At 36.8% G+C, this 18,524-nt stretch carries 20 protein-coding genes; 12 read left to right on the top strand and 8 right to left on the bottom strand.

Going from position 1 to position 18,524, the window contains the following annotated elements; translation table 11 throughout:
• Nucleotides 1-15: 15 nt before the first annotated feature.
• A complete protein-coding gene (locus ABES03_RS18395) occupies nt 16-900 on the bottom strand; it encodes a peptidylprolyl isomerase (RefSeq protein WP_430119308.1) in 885 nt (294 codons plus the stop codon).
• Between the two features lie 207 nt (nt 901-1,107).
• On the opposite strand from ABES03_RS18395, the gene ABES03_RS18390 reads away from it, so the two are divergent.
• Together ABES03_RS18390 and ABES03_RS18385 are read left to right on the top strand one after the other, a co-directional pair.
• A complete protein-coding gene (locus ABES03_RS18390) occupies nt 1,108-1,194 on the top strand; it encodes a YjcZ family sporulation protein (protein WP_074432824.1) in 87 nt (28 codons plus the stop codon).
• A 40-nt stretch (nt 1,195-1,234) separates the two neighbouring features.
• Nucleotides 1,235-1,324: a YjcZ family sporulation protein gene (locus ABES03_RS18385; protein ID WP_307289594.1), complete on the top strand. Its 90-nt coding sequence runs from the start codon at nt 1,235-1,237 to the stop codon at nt 1,322-1,324.
• 84 nt (nt 1,325-1,408) lie between these two features.
• Here the strand turns inward: ABES03_RS18385 and ABES03_RS18380 are convergent, their stop codons facing one another.
• Nucleotides 1,409-1,588, bottom strand: coding sequence for a hypothetical protein (locus ABES03_RS18380; RefSeq protein WP_007084261.1), 180 nt, complete (start codon nt 1,586-1,588; stop codon nt 1,409-1,411).
• A gap of 210 nt (nt 1,589-1,798) precedes the next feature.
• Between ABES03_RS18380 and ABES03_RS18375 the strand changes: the two genes are divergently transcribed.
• Nucleotides 1,799-2,137, top strand: a complete 339-nt coding sequence (locus ABES03_RS18375) for a DUF1878 family protein (RefSeq protein ID WP_430119306.1) — start codon at nt 1,799-1,801, stop codon at nt 2,135-2,137.
• 6 nt (nt 2,138-2,143) lie between these two features.
• Here the strand turns inward: ABES03_RS18375 and ABES03_RS18370 are convergent, their stop codons facing one another.
• Entirely contained in the window at nt 2,144-2,719 is a 576-nt protein-coding gene (locus tag ABES03_RS18370) for an HTH-type transcriptional regulator Hpr (RefSeq protein WP_430119304.1), read from the bottom strand.
• Nucleotides 2,720-3,063: 344 nt separating this feature from the next.
• Here ABES03_RS18370 and ABES03_RS18365 point away from each other — a divergent pair, with 344 nt between their 5' ends.
• Nucleotides 3,064-3,255 carry a hypothetical protein gene (locus ABES03_RS18365; protein WP_430119302.1) on the top strand — a complete coding sequence of 64 codons (192 nt, stop codon included), beginning with the start codon at nt 3,064-3,066 and terminating at the stop codon, nt 3,253-3,255.
• A 64-nt stretch (nt 3,256-3,319) separates the two neighbouring features.
• On the opposite strand, the gene ABES03_RS18360 is transcribed toward ABES03_RS18365, so the two are convergent.
• Complete coding sequence (locus tag ABES03_RS18360; RefSeq protein WP_430119300.1) at nt 3,320-3,847, bottom strand: tryptophan transporter; 528 nt, start codon at nt 3,845-3,847, stop codon at nt 3,320-3,322.
• Nucleotides 3,848-3,997: 150 nt separating this feature from the next.
• Entirely contained in the window at nt 3,998-4,417 is a 420-nt protein-coding gene (locus tag ABES03_RS18355; protein WP_430119298.1) for an HIT family protein, read from the bottom strand.
• A gap of 587 nt (nt 4,418-5,004) precedes the next feature.
• Here ABES03_RS18355 and ABES03_RS18350 point away from each other — a divergent pair.
• The 3 genes from ABES03_RS18350 to ABES03_RS18340 all read left to right on the top strand — a co-directional run bounded on the left by ABES03_RS18350 (nt 5,005) and on the right by ABES03_RS18340 (nt 7,771).
• The gene (locus ABES03_RS18350) at nt 5,005-5,745 is read left to right on the top strand and encodes an ABC transporter ATP-binding protein (protein ID WP_430119310.1); all 741 of its coding nucleotides are present in this window, start codon (nt 5,005-5,007) and stop codon (nt 5,743-5,745) included.
• The gene (locus tag ABES03_RS18345; RefSeq protein WP_430119296.1) at nt 5,738-6,949 is read left to right on the top strand and encodes an ABC transporter permease; all 1,212 of its coding nucleotides are present in this window, start codon (nt 5,738-5,740) and stop codon (nt 6,947-6,949) included. Before ABES03_RS18350 ends, ABES03_RS18345 begins: the two co-directional genes overlap by 8 nt.
• Nucleotides 6,950-7,048: 99 nt before the next feature.
• Nucleotides 7,049-7,771, top strand: coding sequence for an EcsC family protein (locus tag ABES03_RS18340; RefSeq protein ID WP_430119294.1), 723 nt, complete (start codon nt 7,049-7,051; stop codon nt 7,769-7,771).
• Between the two features lie 22 nt (nt 7,772-7,793).
• Here the strand turns inward: ABES03_RS18340 and ABES03_RS18335 are convergent, their stop codons facing one another.
• Nucleotides 7,794-8,966 (bottom strand): M20 family metallopeptidase, encoded by a 1,173-nt coding sequence (locus tag ABES03_RS18335; RefSeq protein ID WP_430119293.1) that lies wholly within the window; start codon nt 8,964-8,966, stop codon nt 7,794-7,796.
• A 141-nt stretch (nt 8,967-9,107) separates the two neighbouring features.
• Between ABES03_RS18335 and ABES03_RS18330 the strand changes: the two genes are divergently transcribed.
• Nucleotides 9,108-9,746 carry a phosphatase PAP2 family protein gene (locus tag ABES03_RS18330; RefSeq protein ID WP_430119291.1) on the top strand — a complete coding sequence of 213 codons (639 nt, stop codon included), beginning with the start codon at nt 9,108-9,110 and terminating at the stop codon, nt 9,744-9,746.
• 33 nt (nt 9,747-9,779) lie between these two features.
• Here ABES03_RS18330 and ABES03_RS18325 read toward each other — a convergent pair whose 3' ends face one another.
• Nucleotides 9,780-11,177, bottom strand: a complete 1,398-nt coding sequence (locus tag ABES03_RS18325; RefSeq protein ID WP_430119289.1) for a hypothetical protein — start codon at nt 11,175-11,177, stop codon at nt 9,780-9,782.
• Nucleotides 11,178-11,616: 439 nt separating this feature from the next.
• A complete protein-coding gene (locus ABES03_RS18320; RefSeq protein WP_430119287.1) occupies nt 11,617-12,108 on the bottom strand; it encodes an antibiotic biosynthesis monooxygenase family protein in 492 nt (163 codons plus the stop codon).
• 266 nt (nt 12,109-12,374) lie between these two features.
• Between ABES03_RS18320 and hemE the strand changes: the two genes are divergently transcribed.
• From hemE to ABES03_RS18300, 4 genes are all read left to right on the top strand, one after another.
• The gene (gene hemE, locus ABES03_RS18315) at nt 12,375-13,421 is read left to right on the top strand and encodes a uroporphyrinogen decarboxylase (RefSeq protein WP_430119285.1); all 1,047 of its coding nucleotides are present in this window, start codon (nt 12,375-12,377) and stop codon (nt 13,419-13,421) included.
• Between the two features lie 177 nt (nt 13,422-13,598).
• On the top strand, nt 13,599-14,531 hold the full coding sequence (gene hemH / locus ABES03_RS18310; protein ID WP_430119283.1) for a ferrochelatase: 933 nt from the start codon (nt 13,599-13,601) through the stop codon (nt 14,529-14,531).
• A 37-nt stretch (nt 14,532-14,568) separates the two neighbouring features.
• Nucleotides 14,569-16,011: a protoporphyrinogen oxidase gene (gene hemY, locus ABES03_RS18305; RefSeq protein ID WP_430119281.1), complete on the top strand. Its 1,443-nt coding sequence runs from the start codon at nt 14,569-14,571 to the stop codon at nt 16,009-16,011.
• 239 nt (nt 16,012-16,250) lie between these two features.
• Nucleotides 16,251-18,404 (top strand): YhgE/Pip family protein, encoded by a 2,154-nt coding sequence (locus tag ABES03_RS18300; protein WP_430119279.1) that lies wholly within the window; start codon nt 16,251-16,253, stop codon nt 18,402-18,404.
• Nucleotides 18,405-18,524: the final 120 nt, after the last annotated feature.

The following is an 18,524-nucleotide window of genomic DNA, read 5'->3' as shown; positions in this document are numbered from 1 at the left end:
GCGCTTGCGCTTTTCTTATTGGTGTGCAGCTGCTGCTGGTGTTTGTGGGTTAAGAGCGTCTTTTAAGTCTTTATCGCTAACTTTTACATTTGCAGCTTTTAGTTCACGTTGCATTGCTTTATTAATTGAATCACTTGTTAATTTAGATGATTTTACTTGATATTCAATTTCTTTCTTCATATCTTCATATGATTTTTTCTCTTTTTTATCCGTTAATTGGATAATGTGGAAACCGAATTGAGTTTTCACTGGTGCACTAATTTCATTGACTTTAAGGGCATATGCTGCTTTTTCAAAGTCTGGGTCCATTTTTCCAGTACCGAACCAACCTAGGTCACCGCCATTTTGTGCTGATGCTGTATCAGTTGAATATTCTTTTGCTACGTCCTCGAATTTTGCCCCGCCATCAAGCTTTTTCTTCACTTCATTAGCAGTTTTTTCATCTGCAACTAGGATATGACGTGCTTTGATTTCAGGCTGGTAGCTGTCGTAGTAATCCTTTAATTCTTTTTCAGTAACCTTTACATCTTTCATAGCTGCTTTCTCTTGCATCATGCCAAGCTTCATCGTTTTCTTCAGATCCGCTTCGCTTTTATAGCCATATTGTGCAAGAGTAGTTTCAAAATTAGCGCCAAGATCAGCTTTTAGCTGGTCGATTTTTTCATTAAGTTCTTTGTCCGTAACTTTGTACTTTTTGGAAAGAACTTTTTCATATACAAGCTGTTGAAGGGCTTGTTCACCGTATTTTTCCTTCATTGAGTTATACAGCTCTTCTTGTGTTACATTTCCAACCTTGCTCTCAGCTACAGTATCAGAACTAGAACCAGAACCATTTTGATTACATGCACTTAGTGCAAGAACGCCGCCTGCTAGAGTAAGGGCTAATATCCATTTTTTCATGATGAAATCTCTCCTAAACAGTAATTTCTTGTCCACAATCTCTACTATAACATAAATGGTAACTACTGCAAAAATTAAGTTGTGATTGTTTTTAGAAAATTTACAAATGCAACATAGGCCTTTTCCAAAAAAAAAATGGTAAGTGCCTAAACGAAATCAATCCTGTGTGAATAGTATATCTTAGAAAATGAAAAAGGAGGTATTACGATGAGCGCAGGATATGGAGCTGGATTTGCTCTAATTGTAGTCCTTTTCATCCTATTGATTATAGTGGGAGCTTCTTGGGTTTACTAAATAAAACCAATTTCAAGTTAATCGAGAGGAGGGGAAATATATGTCAGGCGGAGCATACGGTGGAGGTTTTGCTTTAGTTGTAGTCCTTTTCATCCTATTAATTATCATAGGAGCATCTTGGATCTATTAATGATAATTAAAAAATTAAAAGCGATGGGAATTCCTCATCGCTTCGATTTTTTATACTTTAAGTTAAATCTCACTAAAAGCTGGTTTATGTATATAAAATTTCCAAGTAGGAAGAGATCAGTAAAATCGTAATAAGGACATTGATTGTACGAAATACTTTATGCTGGTTCTCTTCCGGTATTTCTTTTTGGATGCAAAGAGAATTGGTCATTTTATTTACATAAAACAAGATGAAAATAGCAAAGACAATAAAAACGGAGATCATCAATGATTCCCTCCCCAGTTGTTCATATTATGCTTTATACAATATCAAAAATTAGAAAAAAAAGATAGTCATAAAGAATAGAAGCTTGTAAGACTTTCTTATCATTTATAAATAATTTATTTGTTAGTTGCTTAAATTAGGTTTACCTACGTCTTTAAAAGGTGAATAATGTACATAGAGTATTGTTTGGTTTGAAAAGAGGGTTATTAAATGAATGAAATTGATGGATTGTTGGAAAGAATTAATCTTTTAGAATACCACCAAAAACTTTTACTTCAATTATTAAGCAATCCGAAGCTTGAGTTTTACAAGCTCATCATAGAGAAAGGTCTAACTGAGAAGGAAGTAAAAGATTTTTTTCAATTATGTGACAAAATGAGCATACAATTGGAAGAACAAAAAGCGGAAGGTTATGTATACTTTCATCCGCTTTTCAATGAATTTGCTGATTCATTACCGAAAAATCTGTCTGTCGATGATGCAATAATGGCATGTTTAACACAGAATCTTTATGAATTTCTTTTTCAAGAACTGAGAAAGTATATCTGAGTTGCCTTAAACTAGTTCTTGTTGAGTCTTGTTCTGCTTTTGTAACTTTCCATTTTCTTCTACAAATTCACTTTCGATGTTATGGAAAGAACGTTCAAAAATTTCCATGAAGTCATCCCCATAAATGTTTCGAACGATCGCCATCATTTCAATAATGTCAGGGAATTTTCCATATAATTCGCGAAGGGGTAAAGCACCAGAAAAGACAGCATTACCGTCCGGATTATAGGTTTCCATTAGTTGAAGCAAAATGTTTTCTCCTTCAGCAGTAAGCTGAATATACGTATTGCGCTTATCATTTTCTTTTTTTGAAAATTGGAGTAAGCCTCTTTCTTCCAGTTTTTTCGAGAAATTAAATGCTGTCGAGACATGCATGACCCCAAACTTGGCCACATCCGAAATGGAAGCACCGTTTAAATGGTATGCGATCCATAGAATATGGTGTTCATTAATATTTAGGTCAAAAGGCTTAATCCATTGTTGCCAGTCTTTCTCAATTGATTTCCATAAGGCTTTACTTAATTGTGCAATTCTCTGACTAAAAAGCATCGCTTCCTTCATTGAATATTGTTTCTCAGTCATCCCCATTTTCACCTACTTTTATATTTCTCTATTATCATTATGCCAATAAAATAAAAATTAATAAAGATATAAATTCACAAAATTTTTAGAAATTACATAAAATTTATATTGAAATTTGAAAATTTACCTAAATAATTTTGAAATTTCCCTTTTATTTTAATCTCTCCCTCTAAATAATGGCAACTTTTAGAAAATTTTACTTATAAATTAGTTTACTTAAATAGTTTAATGAGCAAGTCCCCCTTGGATAAACGATGCCTTGTTCATAGGAATGGACGATAAAACATATAAATAGTTACAACAATTGTTTCGAATTTTTAAATGTAAGTAGGGGGATAAGAAAGATGAAGAGTGTAGCTGTGACGTTTTTTATCTTAAGTGCCATACTATTATTAGGAACAATCAAACATTTATTAGATATTTCTAAACCAGGTGTGTATCCGCCAAAACAAGTAATAAAGAAAAGAGCAGCTGCTTTAGCTGGTGGTGGAATCGTGTGTTTGCTAGTTGCATTAATGCTTTCTTACATGTCATAAAGTTTAATGGTAATTTAAGAAAAAGAACCCTTTTGGGTTCTTTTTCTTAAAAGGATCCCGTGTTTTATTTTTGAATCACGGAAGCTGAAGATAATTTAGTTCTTTTAAATATTGACTGAGCAATTGGATACAAAATGACCATTGTTACAGTGTTTAGTGCAATGGCTGGTAATACACCTGCCACGAATAGCGCTGTGAAAGGTCCTGGTAAACCAACTATAAAATAAGCGGCTGATAAAAAGACAGATCCAGAAATCAACGTTCCTACTGCTGTTAAAATTCCAACACTAACAAGGGAATTTTGGTATTTTTTTAAGGCTAAAAATAAACCGAAAAATATTAACGCAGTAATAGGTTTGTCGATAATGTTTGGAATTTGTCCACCCGGGAAACCTGTTGTTAATGCAGACAATACGCCAGTCACAATAGCTAGAAGCATCACACTTTTAAATTCTGGAATAAGAATAATTCCTAAAAACATCATTGCCAGCATCATATCTGGCTTAATTGTTAGGAAGGCTGGCATAACCGTATGCAAGACCACCCCAATCCCCGCTAAAAGTGCTAAAATAACAATGTTCTTCGTATTCATTTCTCTTCTCTCCTCTGCTATACTAATCTATTTTGTTTCTCCTGCAGTGCCCTCATTGCCTACAGCGAAAAACTTGATTTCATTATAACATAATAATGTAATAATATTAAAGAAATAATTTTCAGATAATTCTAATAGTAAAAAGATAAGTTAAATTTTTTTACTAATTCCTTCAGCCATTTCCTGCAGGATTTGTGGTGTGTACTCACTTTGGTTGTTTTTCCATACGGCACCGAACCCATCACCTTTTCCATATCGAGGAATCAAGTGCATATGATAATGAAACACAGATTGACCTGCATGTTCTCCATTATTATTAATCGTATTTAATCCAATCGGTTCAAATTCCTGTTTTAACGCATTGGCAATGGCTGGGACAACCTCAAAAAGATTTCTAGCTATTTCAGGAGTCAATTCAAATAAGTTTTCCTTATGTATTTTTGGAATGACAAGAGTGTGGCCTTTTGTTACTTGACTGATGTCTAAAAAGGCTACCACATGTTCATTCTCAAAAACCTTTGCTGCTGGAATTTCTCCATTGACAATTTTACAAAAAATACAATTGCTCATCACAACACAGCCCCTTGTAATTAGTTTGTATTATTTTACCATAGAACGTAAAAATGAAAAAGGCAGGATCCGCGTGGAATCCTGCCCTCTCGAAGGGGAATTGCTTCAAAAGGTACGTTCATTTAGGAGTGTTCTTTGATAAACACCTCATTTTTCATAGAGTGTTTTTTATAAAGAAACAAATTTGTTCAAGCTGACCATCCCCTATTTGTTTTTATATGTTTTCCCAACTTATAAAAACGGGTAGCGATCTGCGGTAAACACCTCATTTTTAGTTTATTTGTGAATAAACCTTGGTGTTACTTGAACTCAAAATGGTTACCATGCACTTTGTACAAAACAACCATCCCCTTATCTGAAACGAATTGGAAGCTCTACTTGTTTGAAAGGAAATTGTCTTTAACAGACACCTCATTTCAATTTTTGATGAATTTCTTCATCGAAGTAAGTTGTTTCCCCTTCGAATATTATGATGTCCGATTGCAAAAGAAATATACAAAAAAATATCAAAAAATTGTATTTCTGTTTTTATCTTATTTGATTTGATAAAATGAAAAGCATAATCTGCTACGGAGGGACGTATGCAAATGTCACTATTATCGATTGAGAATCTTGTTGGAGGATATACAAGAAACCCAGTACTAAAAGATATATCCTTTGATGTAAAAGAAAAAGAACTGGTTGGCCTGATTGGACTTAATGGGGCAGGTAAAAGTACTACAATTAAACATATTATCGGGTTAATGGAACCACATAAAGGAACGGTAAAAATTAACGACCAGTCGTTTACAGAAAATAAAGAAGCCTACCGACGTCAATTTACATTTGTTCCGGAAACGCCTGTATTATATGAAGAACTAACCCTGGAAGAGCATTTGAAATTAACTGCTATGGCTTATGGTTTAAAGGAAGTGGACTATAAACAGAGAGTGGGTCCGTTATTATCGGAGTTCCGGATGGAGAAGCGGTTAAATTGGTTTCCAGCGCATTTTTCAAAAGGAATGAAACAAAAGGTTATGATCATGTGTGCCTTTTTGGTTCAACCATCCCTTTATATTGTAGATGAACCATTCGTTGGTTTGGATCCTCTAGGAATTCAGTCACTGCTTGATTTAATGAAGAAGATGAAAGAGAACGGTGCAGGTATTTTGATGTCTACACATATTCTTGCAACTGCGGAGAAATATTGTGACCGCTTTGTCATTTTACACGAAGGGAAAATTCGAGCCAAAGGAACACTTGAAGAGTTAAGAGAGCAATTCTCCATGCCTTCTGCTTCTTTGGACGATCTATATATTCAATTGACGAAGGAAGAAAACTATGTTTGATGATAAAAAATTGTGGAAGGACCGTGCTGGAGGTCGTGTAAGGGATTTAGGGAGATATCTACGTTATATATTCAATGGGCATCTGGTCATTGTTTTGTTATTCCTTATTGGAACAGGTGCATTCTACTATCAACAATGGGTTGAGAAGCTTTCTTCCAATTTTCCAGCAGAAATCATAATCGCTGTTCTCATAGGGTTATTCTTAACGTACAGTCCGGTTTATAATTTTCTGCTGGAAGCTGATAAAGTGTATATCCTACCACTCGAAGATAAGCTAAAAGGGTATTTTTTTCGTTCTGGTATAGCAAGTTTTGTTTTCCAAGGGTATATAATTCTTATGATCCTTGCGGTACTTATGCCAATGTATGCCCATGTAAACAGCAGCGGTTTTCAATTGTTTTTACCTTATTTAGTTGTCCTATTAGCATTAAAGGGATGGAATTTAGCCACTAGTTGGCGAATTCATTATTTTGTTCAGAATTCTGTACATAGATGGGATATGGTTGTCAGATATTTTATCAATGCCGTATGTACCTTTCTGTTATTCAAACAAGCAAATGTAGTTATTTTGCTCATTCTTGTTGTAGTGATGGCCTTTTATTATCGTTTCTTTTATGTTCGAACAAAGAAAATGGGGCTTAAATGGGATCTGTTAATAGATCATGAAGAAAAGAGAATGGCTTCGTTTTACCGGTTGGCAAATATGTTTACAGATGTTCCGAAGCTAAAGGACACAGTTAAAAGAAGAAAGTGGCTTGATTGGCTCATTAGCAACATTGCTTTTTCTCAGGATAAAACATATTTGTATTTGTATTCTCGTGCGTTTCTCCGTTCTTCTGATTACTTAGGTCTGTTTATCAGGCTAACGGTCATTGGCACGGTGGCCATTTATTTCATTTCGTTTGGATTAGGACAACTCTTATTGAGCATTTTATTTTTGTATCTAACAGGTTTTCAGCTACTTCCATTATGGAACCATCATCAAAACAAGCTATGGGTTGACTTATATCCTGTTGATCAAAAATATAAAACCTCTTCGTTCCATTACCTATTGATGATCATTTTATCTACTGAAGCGGTTATTTTTGCTTTGTTTATTGCCCTTAAAGGCGAGATACTGAATAGTCTGTTTGCCTTAATTTCAGGGTTTGTATTTAATTATTTATTTGTTTATATTTACAGTAAAAAACGTATAAAGGCTTAAAGTAAAATCCCCTTTGCTGATGAAGGGGATTTTTTTGAAACCATTGGCTGGGTTTTATCGTAGGTAAGCATAAAATGTTTATGGAAGGAGTGGGGTTAATTGAATGAATATGAATTAAAAGTTTATGATGAAGTCGAAGAATGGAAACGAAAATTATCTAGACGTTCTGGGATGATGAATCGGATTTCTAAGAAGGCTCAAGTGAAATTTAATGAATGGATTCCAGAAAAGGTCCATGAGGTCATGACTGAAAGTATTAAAGGAATGGTAAAAGCAACTTTATTTGGCTCAAAGCTTACAACCAAAAAAGATCAAGCAAAGGGCTTAACCCTTTATGAGAGAGATGAATTGGTGCGAAAAAAGATAGCCACATACCAGAAAACAGCCATCGTTGAGGGGGCCGGAACCGGTGCTGGAGGGATTTTGCTCGGACTTGCTGATTTTCCACTTCTCCTTACAATTAAAATGAAATTTCTTTTTGAAGCAGCGGAAGTTTATGGATTTAATACAAATCAATATGAGGAAAGGCTTTTTATCTTGCATATATTTCAATTGGCCTTTTCAAGTGATGAAATACGAAGAAGTACACTTTATGAGATTGAAAACTGGGAAGAAAGAAAACAAGTATTAGTTGAAATGGATTGGCGGAAATTTCAACAGGAGTATCGTGATTATATTGATCTTGCCAAGATGCTGCAGCTAGTACCTGGTATTGGTGCTTTTGTAGGGGCCTATGCGAATAATAATTTACTGAAACACCTTGGGGAAACAGCGATGAACGCCTATCGGTTGAGATTATTGCAAAAAGCCCCTGAACTATAAGAAATTCAGGGGTGGTTTCTTCTTATTCATGAACTTTCAGAGCTGCGGTGCCAAGCGTTTTTGCTGCAATCAACATGGCATTTTCATCAATGTCAAATTTAGGGTGATGGTGTGGAAAGGCTGTTTTTTCACCAAGAGGCTTGGCACCTGTGTAGAAGAATGTGCCAGGTACTTTTTGTAAGTAATAGGCGAAATCTTCGCCGCCCATCTGTGGCTCGGTTTCTTCAATTTTTTTTACCTCAGTTACTTCTTGGGCACATGAAATAAGAAATTCTGTTTCATTAGCATGATTAACTACAGCTGGATAACCTCTTACAAAGGTATACTTATACGTGCAGTCAGATGAATAGCAGGTTCCATGGATGATTCGTTCCATTTCTTTTTCGATGAATTCCCTTATTTCTTCATTAAAAGTACGTACAGTTCCAACAAGTTTTGCCTTATCTGCAATAACATTAAAAGCGTTTTGAGCTGTAAATGAGGCAACCGTCACTACCGCCGCTTCTACAGGGTTTACCTTTCGGCTGACGATTTGTTGTAAATTGAGAACTAGCTGTGAAGCTGTGACAATAGCATCTTTCGTTTTGTGGGGCTGTGCGCCATGGCCGCCTTGTCCTTGGATATCAATTTCAAAACGATCTGCAGCTGCCATTATAGGCCCTGTTCTGTATTGGATCGTACCTGTGGGTTCGCTTGCCCATAAATGAGTACCAAAAATGACATCAACACCATCTAAACAACCATCCTCAATCATGGAAGCTGCTCCACCAGGTGCATATTCCTCAGCATGTTGATGGATAAAGACATAGGTACCTTTAAGTTCATCTTTACATTCGTTTAATGCTTTCGCAAGGACAAGGAGAGTAGCTGTATGACCGTCATGACCGCAGGCATGCATGACCCCTGGAACTAATGACTTGTAGGGTACATCCTTTTCATCCTGAATGGGAAGTGCGTCAAAGTCTGCCCGTAGTGCAACTGTTTTACCTGGCAGTTTCCCTTGAATTTTCGCAACGACTCCATTTCCACCAACCTGACCCTTTACTTCAATATCTAACTTTTTATAATAAGAATAAATGAACTTGGCTGTTTCATATTCCTGAAATGATAACTCTGGATGCTGATGCATGTAGCGACGGATAGAGACCATCTCATCGTAATATCCTTCTAATTTAGCAAAAAGCTGGTTTAACATAGTTAATCCCCCCAATTTATTAGTTAAAAGAGAATGTATTTTCAAACTATTTTAACACTTTTCCACTATTATATAGATTTTTATGTTTATTTTCTTTATACTTTTAAAGGATTTTAAAAAGTAAGTGAAAGGATTAGGGGAATGGAAGCAAAAAGCAAAGTAAATTATTCTTTTATTTTTATGGGCATGGTCATTATATTCGCACTATTTACAACTATTAAAGTGGCTACACACAGTGTTTTTTGGATGGATGATAAAATTACAGGATTATTTTCGCATGTACCTGGATCTGTCATTCCATTTTTTATTCAACTAACTGAAATGGGGGACAAAAAGGGCATTGGGGTTGTCGCCATATTGATGTTAATTTGGTTATTGGTCAAAAAAAGGAATTATCTTGGGGCGGCTGTTTTTGCTTTATCTATTGCAATAGGTAATGAAATTAGTAAGCTTCTTAAGGATTACTTCGCTCGACCAAGGCCAGATCTTGAGCATCTTGTCAATGTGAAAAGTTATAGCTTCCCAAGTGGGCATGCAATGGTTGGGATGACTGTGTATTTTTTAATGGCTTATTTATTGATTGAGTCAACTGTTTCAAAAACGGCGAAAATCATTATTGGTGCATGTGCGGCTATTTTACTTCTTTTAATTGGAGCAAGCCGGATTATTTTACACGTACATTATCCATCAGATGTTCTTGGGGGCTATGCATTAGGATATATATGGGTATCCATTTCGATTATTCTCTATAATTATTTTAAAAAGAAAAAGATTAAATAGGAAAAGAGGCTGGATTCAGCCTCTTTTCTGTATTTATATTAAAAACATAGCCGCTATGGTTGTTACGACTAGCCCGATAATAACTGGGACCAGGTTTCTTCTTGCTAGTTCAAAAGGGTCCACCTTACATATCGCTGCCGCTGGAATTAACGCCCATGGTACGAGAACTCCACCACCAACCCAAATAGCTGATATTTGTCCTAGTGCTGTGAGTGTAGCAGCCCCTTTTCCAATTGCTGTTGCGAAAAGGGCAGCAACAGAACCAGCCAAGGAGATTCCTGAAAATCCTGAACCATCCAATCCTGTGATTGCCCCCACAGTGGTTAATGTGACAGCACCAACTGCTTTGCTTAACGGAACAATGTTGGCAAGTGCTACACCTAAGTCATTAACGATACCATGAGATGCTTTTGGTAAATATTCTCCAATGATCTTTGTGAATCCACTGTCACCTAAATAGAAGAAGGCGGCAATTGGGATAACTGGACCAAAGACCTTAAATCCAAATTGGAATCCTTCAATCAAATACTGGGTGGTTTGCTCTAGGCCTTTATTTTTATGACTGGTTAAGGTGATTAATAGAAGAATAAGAATAGAGGTTCCACCGATTAAGGCTGTAGCGTCTCCGCCGGTCAAATCAAGAATCGTCATGGCAGCGACGTCGGCAGCGAATAATAATGGTACCAAAATGGCAAACAAACGTTTTTGTCCCAAAGATAAGAGGTTGCTTTGCTGAGGGGATTCATCTGATGAATCCGATAAGACAGATGAATTGACTTGAAGAACACCACGTTTCATATCTCTTCTTAGAAAATAGAAGGCGGTAACGGTTGTAACAAGCCCCATTATAAATACTAATGGAATACTGGCATTGATGACATCCTGTATCGGGAGTCCTGCAGCATCTGCCGTAAGCTTTGGAGCTGCCTGAATGACAAAGTCCCCAGACAATGCAATCCCATGACCAAATAGATTCATTGCCATGGCGACGCCTAGTGCCGGCAAACCTGCTCTAAGGGCTACTGGAAGGAGTACGGCACCTAGGAGTGCAACTGCTGGAGAAGGCCAAAAGAACCAAGAGATCACCATCATTAAAATACCAATCGTCCAATAGGCAAGCGTAGGGTTACGAATTAACTTTCTAAAGGGTGAAATCATGACATCATTAATGCCAGTAGCAGTTAATGTATGGCTCATTGCGACAATAATAGAAATGACGAGTATCGTAGACAATAATTCAGTTATGGCATAACTAAAACTGTTGAATATACTGCTAACTGAATGACTTAAACTGCCTGTGGCAACTAAGGCAATTAAAAATATCCCCGCAATACAAATGATGGTCGTGTCCCTTCTCATTATCATAAACCCAATAATAAAAACAATAAAAGTCACATATATCCAATGAAGTGCCGTAAGTTCAACTATCATTTATATTTCCTCCTTTCTTATATCCAGCAGGGCTATAGCCCTGTTGGATGTAATACAGGATATGAAATTAGGAAGAAGTGGTGAAAGAGAGGAGAAAATATTTATATAATTTAAAGCTTGAATATAGGGGAGGGGAAAAGGCGTGATGGTGTCCGAATGATTGGCTCATTCGGACAGGGAGAGTAAGAAAAGAAGTGATGGTGTCCGAATGCATAGCTTATTCGGTCAGGATGACCAGCAAATTGCATGGTCTTATCTGAATTCCAGTAAATCCTAAAAGGATAACAAACTGCTAAGCCCTCTAAAACACAAAAAGAGAATATCCCTGAAAAAATTCCAGGCTATTCTCTAAGTGAAACATAATGCTTTTTCAATTTGTGCTGAGATTCTACACTTAATTTAGTTTTTCACTATAAATTAAGTCCAACTCCATTTAAATTTATTCCGTTATCATATATTTACTAACATAAGGTGCGCTCGTAAAAATCTTTGCCTGAGAGTCCAATCCTGTTATTTTACTAACATCAAAAAAATTCTGGGAAGATTGCCATGCTTGGTAGGAGGTTTCATCTTTCCATACAGTCATGATGACATACTGACTTGATGTTAGGGGCCGAAGTACTCGTAAGGCTAAGAATCCTTGTTGACTTTTAACCTCGTTCATTTGATTTTTAACTTGATGCTCAAATACTGCCTTTCCTTCATCCGTGACTGGGACGGTGTTTAAAACAACAAAACCTTCTTTTGTCATCTCTCCAATAGAAAGTAGTTCTTCAAATTTTCGAGGCTCATTAAAAACAGTTTCACCAGCCGATTCATGAAATAATAAGGCATTGTTTTCGTTGATCATTGTAACCATTATTTCATTAGGGTATTTAGCTTCAATCTTTTTTAAAAAATCCAATGTTCCTGTGGTCAGATAGGCATTCATACTCTTTCTCCTCCTTATGTATCCATTTATTAGTGTATACCCATCTTAAGTCAGTATTCTCCTTTAAATTTTAACAATTCTAGTAACCTAAAAACGACTTTTTTTTGACAGTTATTAGTGTTACCTATACACAAATAGGATTAATAGATATAGTGAAGACAGTCTGAATATAACAATCATTTCAAATATGATAAGAAAGTTTTTAAATTTAAGCCAACTATATTAAAATGGAAAACAGACATGTGTTTGAAAGGTGGACAATAAAAATGACAAGACCGATTAATGAAACATTTTTAAAAGCAGCTAGAGGTGAGAAAACAGACTATGTACCTGTATGGTATATGCGTCAAGCAGGACGTTCACAGCCAGAATACAGAGCGATAAAAGAGAAATATTCTTTATTTGAAATTACTCACCAGCCTGAACTATGTGCGTATGTTACTAGGTTACCTGTTGAGCAATATAACGTGGATGCAGCTATTTTATATAAAGATATTATGACCCCACTACCAGCGATTGGAATGGAAGTAGAAATCAAGGGTGGCATTGGACCCGTGATTGATAACCCAATCCGCTCATTAGCAGATGTTGAAAAATTGGGAGAAATCAACCCAGAACAAGATGTTCCATACGTATTAGATACCATTAAATTATTAACACAGGAACAGTTGTCTGTGCCTCTTATTGGTTTTTCAGGAGCACCATTTACCCTTGCGAGCTACATGATTGAAGGGGGCCCATCCAAAAACTACAATAAAACCAAAGCATTCATGTACACAGAGCCTAAAGCATGGTTTGCCTTAATGGATAAGCTGGGCGATATGATCATTACATATGTAAAATCACAAATAAAGGCTGGAGCAAAGGCCATCCAAATTTTTGATTCTTGGGTTGGAGCCTTAAATGTCGAGGATTACCGTTATTTTATCAAGCCTGTCATGAACCGTATCTTTACGTCATTGAAAGAAGAAAATGTTCCGTTAATTATGTTTGGGGTTGGTGCTAGCCATCTTGCCTTAGAATGGAATGAACTTCCGCTAGATGTAGTAGGGTTAGATTGGAGATTGCCAATTAGCCAGGCAAGGGAACTTGGTATTCATAAAACCGTTCAAGGAAACCTTGACCCTGCAATTTTGTTAGCACCATGGGAAGTTATTGAGGAAAAAGCAAAAGCTATTCTAGACCAGGGTATGGCACAGGATGGGTATATTTTTAATTTAGGCCATGGTGTATTTCCATCCGTAAATCCAGAAACATTAAAAAGACTAGCTTCATTTATTCATGACTATTCAGCATCCAAATTAAGTCGTTAAGACTCATTTTGAGTGTTAAAATTGGTAAGACGTCCAATTTTTTGGCACAATAGAATGAGTTGCTTTTTTACTAGGCCATTAATATGACAAGGTGAATTTTCATACCCTAATGATTGTTACTGGCCTGTTCCATAAATAAATGGATCATGAGAACAGACTTAAAGATGAGGTGTGAATATGGTGAAAAAGAAAATGGGTCTGCTAGTAATGGCGTACGGTACCCCTTATACATTAGATGACTTAGAAGGCTATTATACGCATATCCGTCATGGACGGAAGCCATCGCCTGAAATGATTGAAGACCTGAGAAATCGGTATGAGGCTATTGGAGGAATTTCTCCACTCGCTAAAATAACGCAAGACCAGGCAGAGAAGTTAGAGGAACATTTAAATACCATTCAGGATGACATCGAATTTAAAATGTATCTTGGATTAAAGCATATTAAGCCTTTCATCGAAGATGCAGTGAAACAAATGCACGAAGATGGTATTAAAGAGGCAGTTAGTATTGTGCTTGCTCCTCATTTTTCAACGTTTAGTGTTAAATCCTATAACGGACGAGCAGTAGAGGAAGCTGAGAAATTAGGCGGACTTAAAATAACTAGTATTGAAAGCTGGTACGAAGAACCAAAATTTATTGGTTATTGGACTGACAAAGTGAAACAGGTCTTTGAACAAATGCCTCAAGAGGAAAAAGAGCATGCGGTATTAATTGTTTCGGCGCATAGTCTTCCAGAGAAAATCTTACAATTAGGCGACCCTTACCCTCAGCAGCTAAAGGAAACGGCTGATTTAATTGCTGAACAAGCAGGAATTGAAAATTATACAATTGGTTGGCAAAGTGCAGGAAATACCCCAGAGCCATGGATCGGTCCGGATGTACAAGATTTAACAAGGGACTTATATCAGCAGAAAAACTATAAAGCATTTGTATTTGCACCAGTGGGATTTGTATGTGACCATCTGGAAGTTCTTTTTGATAATGATATAGAATGTAAAGCAGTGACGGATGAATTGGGTGTTAGCTATTATCGTCCTGAAATGCCAAATGCAAAGGAAGAATTTATTGATTGCCTTTCTACCGTCATCCTAAAAAGATTATCTCATTAAAAACAAATAGGGAATAAAAGGGAAGAAGGTGACGTCCGTGACGGAAGAAAAACAGAAGGTTGTTATTATTGGAGGAGGAATAGCAGGTTTAACAGCTGCATTCTATCTTCAAAAACAGATTCATGAACACAACCTTCCTATTGAAATTAAACTTATAGAAGCTTCCCACCGTCTCGGAGGCAAAATGCAAACCGTTATAAGAGACGGTTTTATAATTGAGAGAGGCCCTGATTCATTTTTAGCAAGGAAGACAAGCATGGTCCGACTGGCTAAAGAAGTAGGGATGGACGATCAATTAGTTCATAATTCCACGGGTAAATCATATGTTCTAGTGAATGAGAAGCTACACTCAATGCCCGGTGGTTCGATCATGGGAATACCAACACAAATAGGCCCCTTTCTAACAACAGGCTTATTTTCGATTCCTGGTAAATTAAGAGCTGCGGCAGATTTTATTTTACCTCGTTCTGAAAGCGGGAAAGACCAGTCTTTAGGAGAGTTTTTTAGACGAAGATTAGGTGATGAGGTGGTTGAGAATTTAATTGAACCATTGTTATCAGGCATTTATGCGGGTGACATCGATCAATTAAGTTTAATGTCTACCTTCCCACAATTTTATGAGGTGGAACAAAAATACCGAAGCCTGATCGTTGGCATGAAAAAAGCGACTCCTTCTCAACCGAAAAAGACCGAAAGTAAAGAGAATACTAAAGGGGCTTTTTTAACTTTCAAAACAGGGCTCCAATCTTTTGCAGAAGCCATTGAGAGTAATATAGCCCCGGAGTCTATTTTAAAAGGTCATCGTGTTGAAAAGATTACAAAGTCCAATCAAAAGTATGAGATATATCTTAATAATGGGGAAACCATTCAGGCAGATAGTATTATTGCTGCTACTCCTCATCAAATAACTCAAGGGATGTTTTCAGATTATCGCTTTTTTGATCCATTTAAATCGGTCCCATCTACATCTGTTGCCACCGTTGCCTTGGCATTTCCAAAGGAAGCAATCAAGAAGGATATTGATGGAACCGGATTTGTTGTCTCTAGAAATAGTGATTATTCGATCACTGCTTGTACGTGGACGCATAAAAAATGGGCCCATTCGACTCCAAAGGGAAAAGTTCTTCTACGTTGCTATGTGGGAAGAGCCGGTGATGAAACCATTGTCGATTTATCAGATGATCAAATTATAAAAATTGTTTTGGATGATTTAAAGAAAACAATGGATATTACATTGAACCCTGATTTCGCAATTGTATCCCGTTGGAAGAATTCAATGCCGCAGTATATGGTTGGTCATAAACAACGGCTTGCTACCATTCTAGAGCATGTTAAAGAGGAACTGCCTGGTGTGTTCCTAGCAGGTGCTTCTTATGGAGGAGTAGGTGTCCCAGACTGCATTGACCAGGGTGAGGCAGCTGTACAGAATGTTTTAGAATACTTTAAAAAGAAGACACCATTAAAAGAAGCTGTTCAATAGCAACAGCTTCTTTTTCTATATATTTCATATCATTAAGAGGAGAACTTTCATTTTTTGCTTGCAAACATTTAAAAATGGAGGTATACTTCTAAAGTATTAAATGACCGAAATGTTCATTTGGTCAAAAGTGAATTACGAAAATACCTTTTTCAGAGGATTGTCTAAATAGATAGTCCTTATTTTAAAAAGTAAAATGACTAAATGAACAAAACAGTCAGTATAAAAAGGAGGCATCAGGGTTGAAAAACATCTTGTTAAAGGAAGAACTTTTATCTATCTTTAAAAATAGAAAAATTCTCATTCCCATTATTGCTGTCATGTTTGTCCCTGTCTTGTATGCTGGTATGTTTTTATGGGCTTTTTGGGACCCATATGACAAGCTGGATGAGCTACCGGTTGCAGTAGTAAATAATGATGCGGGAACATCGATGGATGGGAAACACTTACAGCTTGGGGATGACTTAGCGTCCAAACTAAAGAAGAGCAAGCAATTTGATTTTCAATTGGTTGATAAAAAGGAAGCCTACAAAGAGCTAGAGGACCAAAAGTATTACATGGTTATTGAAATTCCTAAAAACTTCTCTGAAAATGCAACCACCTTATTAGATAAGCAACCAAAAAAGTTGGAACTGACTTATACCCCAAATGAAAGCTATAATTTCCTTTCAGCACAGATTGGTGGAACAGCTGCTGAAAAAATCAAAACGGCTGTGTCAGAACAAGTGACTGAAACGTATGCAGAAACCATGTTTGGTAAAATCAGTGAACTTGCTGATGGGGTCGAAAAAGCCAGTGATGGTGCGGGTCAATTAAGGGATGGTTCTACTAAGCTAAATAAAGGGTCTGAAGAGTTAAATGACGGCCTAAGTACGTTAGCAGAAAAATCAATCGAATTTAAAAATGGAATGATGGCAGCAAATGATGGAACAAACAAACTTGCTGCAGGTTCAAGCGATTTGAAAAATGGATTGGCTAAAGCTGATTCTAATTTACCACTGCTTGTTAAGGGAACACAGGATGTATATTCTGGTGCTGAGAAATTAAAGCGTGAACTGCCAACTGGAATAGCAGATGCATTTGAAAAACAATTATCAGGTAGTATGGGAGAGCTGAACACGGGGATTGATCAATTTGAATCACAATTAACAGCTTCCCTGGCATCACAGATTGCTGATCAAACCATTACAGCACAAACGGCAAAAATGCAAGAACTAGCCAATGTATTAATAGCTAATGGTGTATCTCCACAACTTGTAAATGCAATTATGGTGGAAGAGCAAAAAAAGGCACCAACAAAAGAACAGCTACAACAACAAATCTCATCAGAACTTGGTCCTAAATTAGATGGTGGCTTCAAGCAATTTAAATTAGCTATTAATGACAAATTAGCGGGTGCAACCAGTGGGTTAGATGAAAAAATAAAAACACAAACTGACCCATATTTTGATCGATTAATTGGTGGCATTGGTACAATTAATGAAAATCAGAAATTATTACAGCAAGGAATTCATCAGCTATATACTGGTTCAGTCCAATTATCTAAAGGAACTAGCGACCTTTCAAACGGTATGAATCAATTGTCTGCTGGTTCAACAGCCCTTAGCTCGGGTGCTGGACAGTTAGCAGATGGCTCGAACCAATTAGAAGAAGGAACGACTGAATTGAATGACGGTGCGAAAGAGCTTGCGGATAAGCTCGCAGATGGGGCACAAGAGGCATCTAAAGTACATGCCGATGATAAGACCTATAACATGATGGCGAAACCTGTAAAATTGGATACAGAAAGTGTGAATCATGTTCCTAATTATGGAACCGGATTTGCGCCATACTTCCTTTCATTAGGACTTTTTGTAGGTGCACTATTATTATCAATCGTATTCCCTCTAAGGGATACAGCGGTTGCTCCATCAAGTGGATTTAACTGGTTTGCAGGTAAATTTGCCATTATGGCCGGTGTTGGAGTGATTCAGGCGTTATTGGCAGATATGATCCTCCTTCTTGGGTTAGGCCTTGATGTTCAAAGTGTACCGAAGTTTATTTTATTCTCGATTATTACAAGTTTAACTTTTATTGCATTAATTCAGCTGCTTGTTTCAGTATTTGCTGATGCAGGACGTTTTCTTGCAATCATTATTCTTATTTTCCAATTGACTACAAGTGCTGGAACCTTCCCACTTGAGTTAATTCCTAACTTCTTACAGCATTTCAATGCCTTCCTACCGATGACATATTCAGTCTCTGGTTTTAAGGCAGTGATTTCAAGTGGTGATTTTAGTTTTATGTGGGAAAATGCCATGATTCTATTAAGTTTCTTACTTGCTTTCGCTTTAGGAACCATTGCATATTTTACAATGAGAGTTAGATATCAGTTTAAACATGTAATAAATGAATAAAAGCAATTAAACCAGTCGACTTTGTCGGCTGGTTTTTTGATTGGCTCTGTTAAACTTGCCTGTTGATTTCCGCTCCAGGCACTTCGCTTTCCGTGGGTGTTTCGGCGAGCCTCCTCGGCG

The organism is Neobacillus rhizosphaerae (assembly GCF_050477885.1).
Classification (GTDB): domain Bacteria; phylum Bacillota; class Bacilli; order Bacillales; family Cytobacillaceae; genus Neobacillus; species Neobacillus rhizosphaerae_A.
Note: the sequence above shows the minus strand (reverse complement) of the source record. Positions and strands in the feature narration are given on the sequence as shown.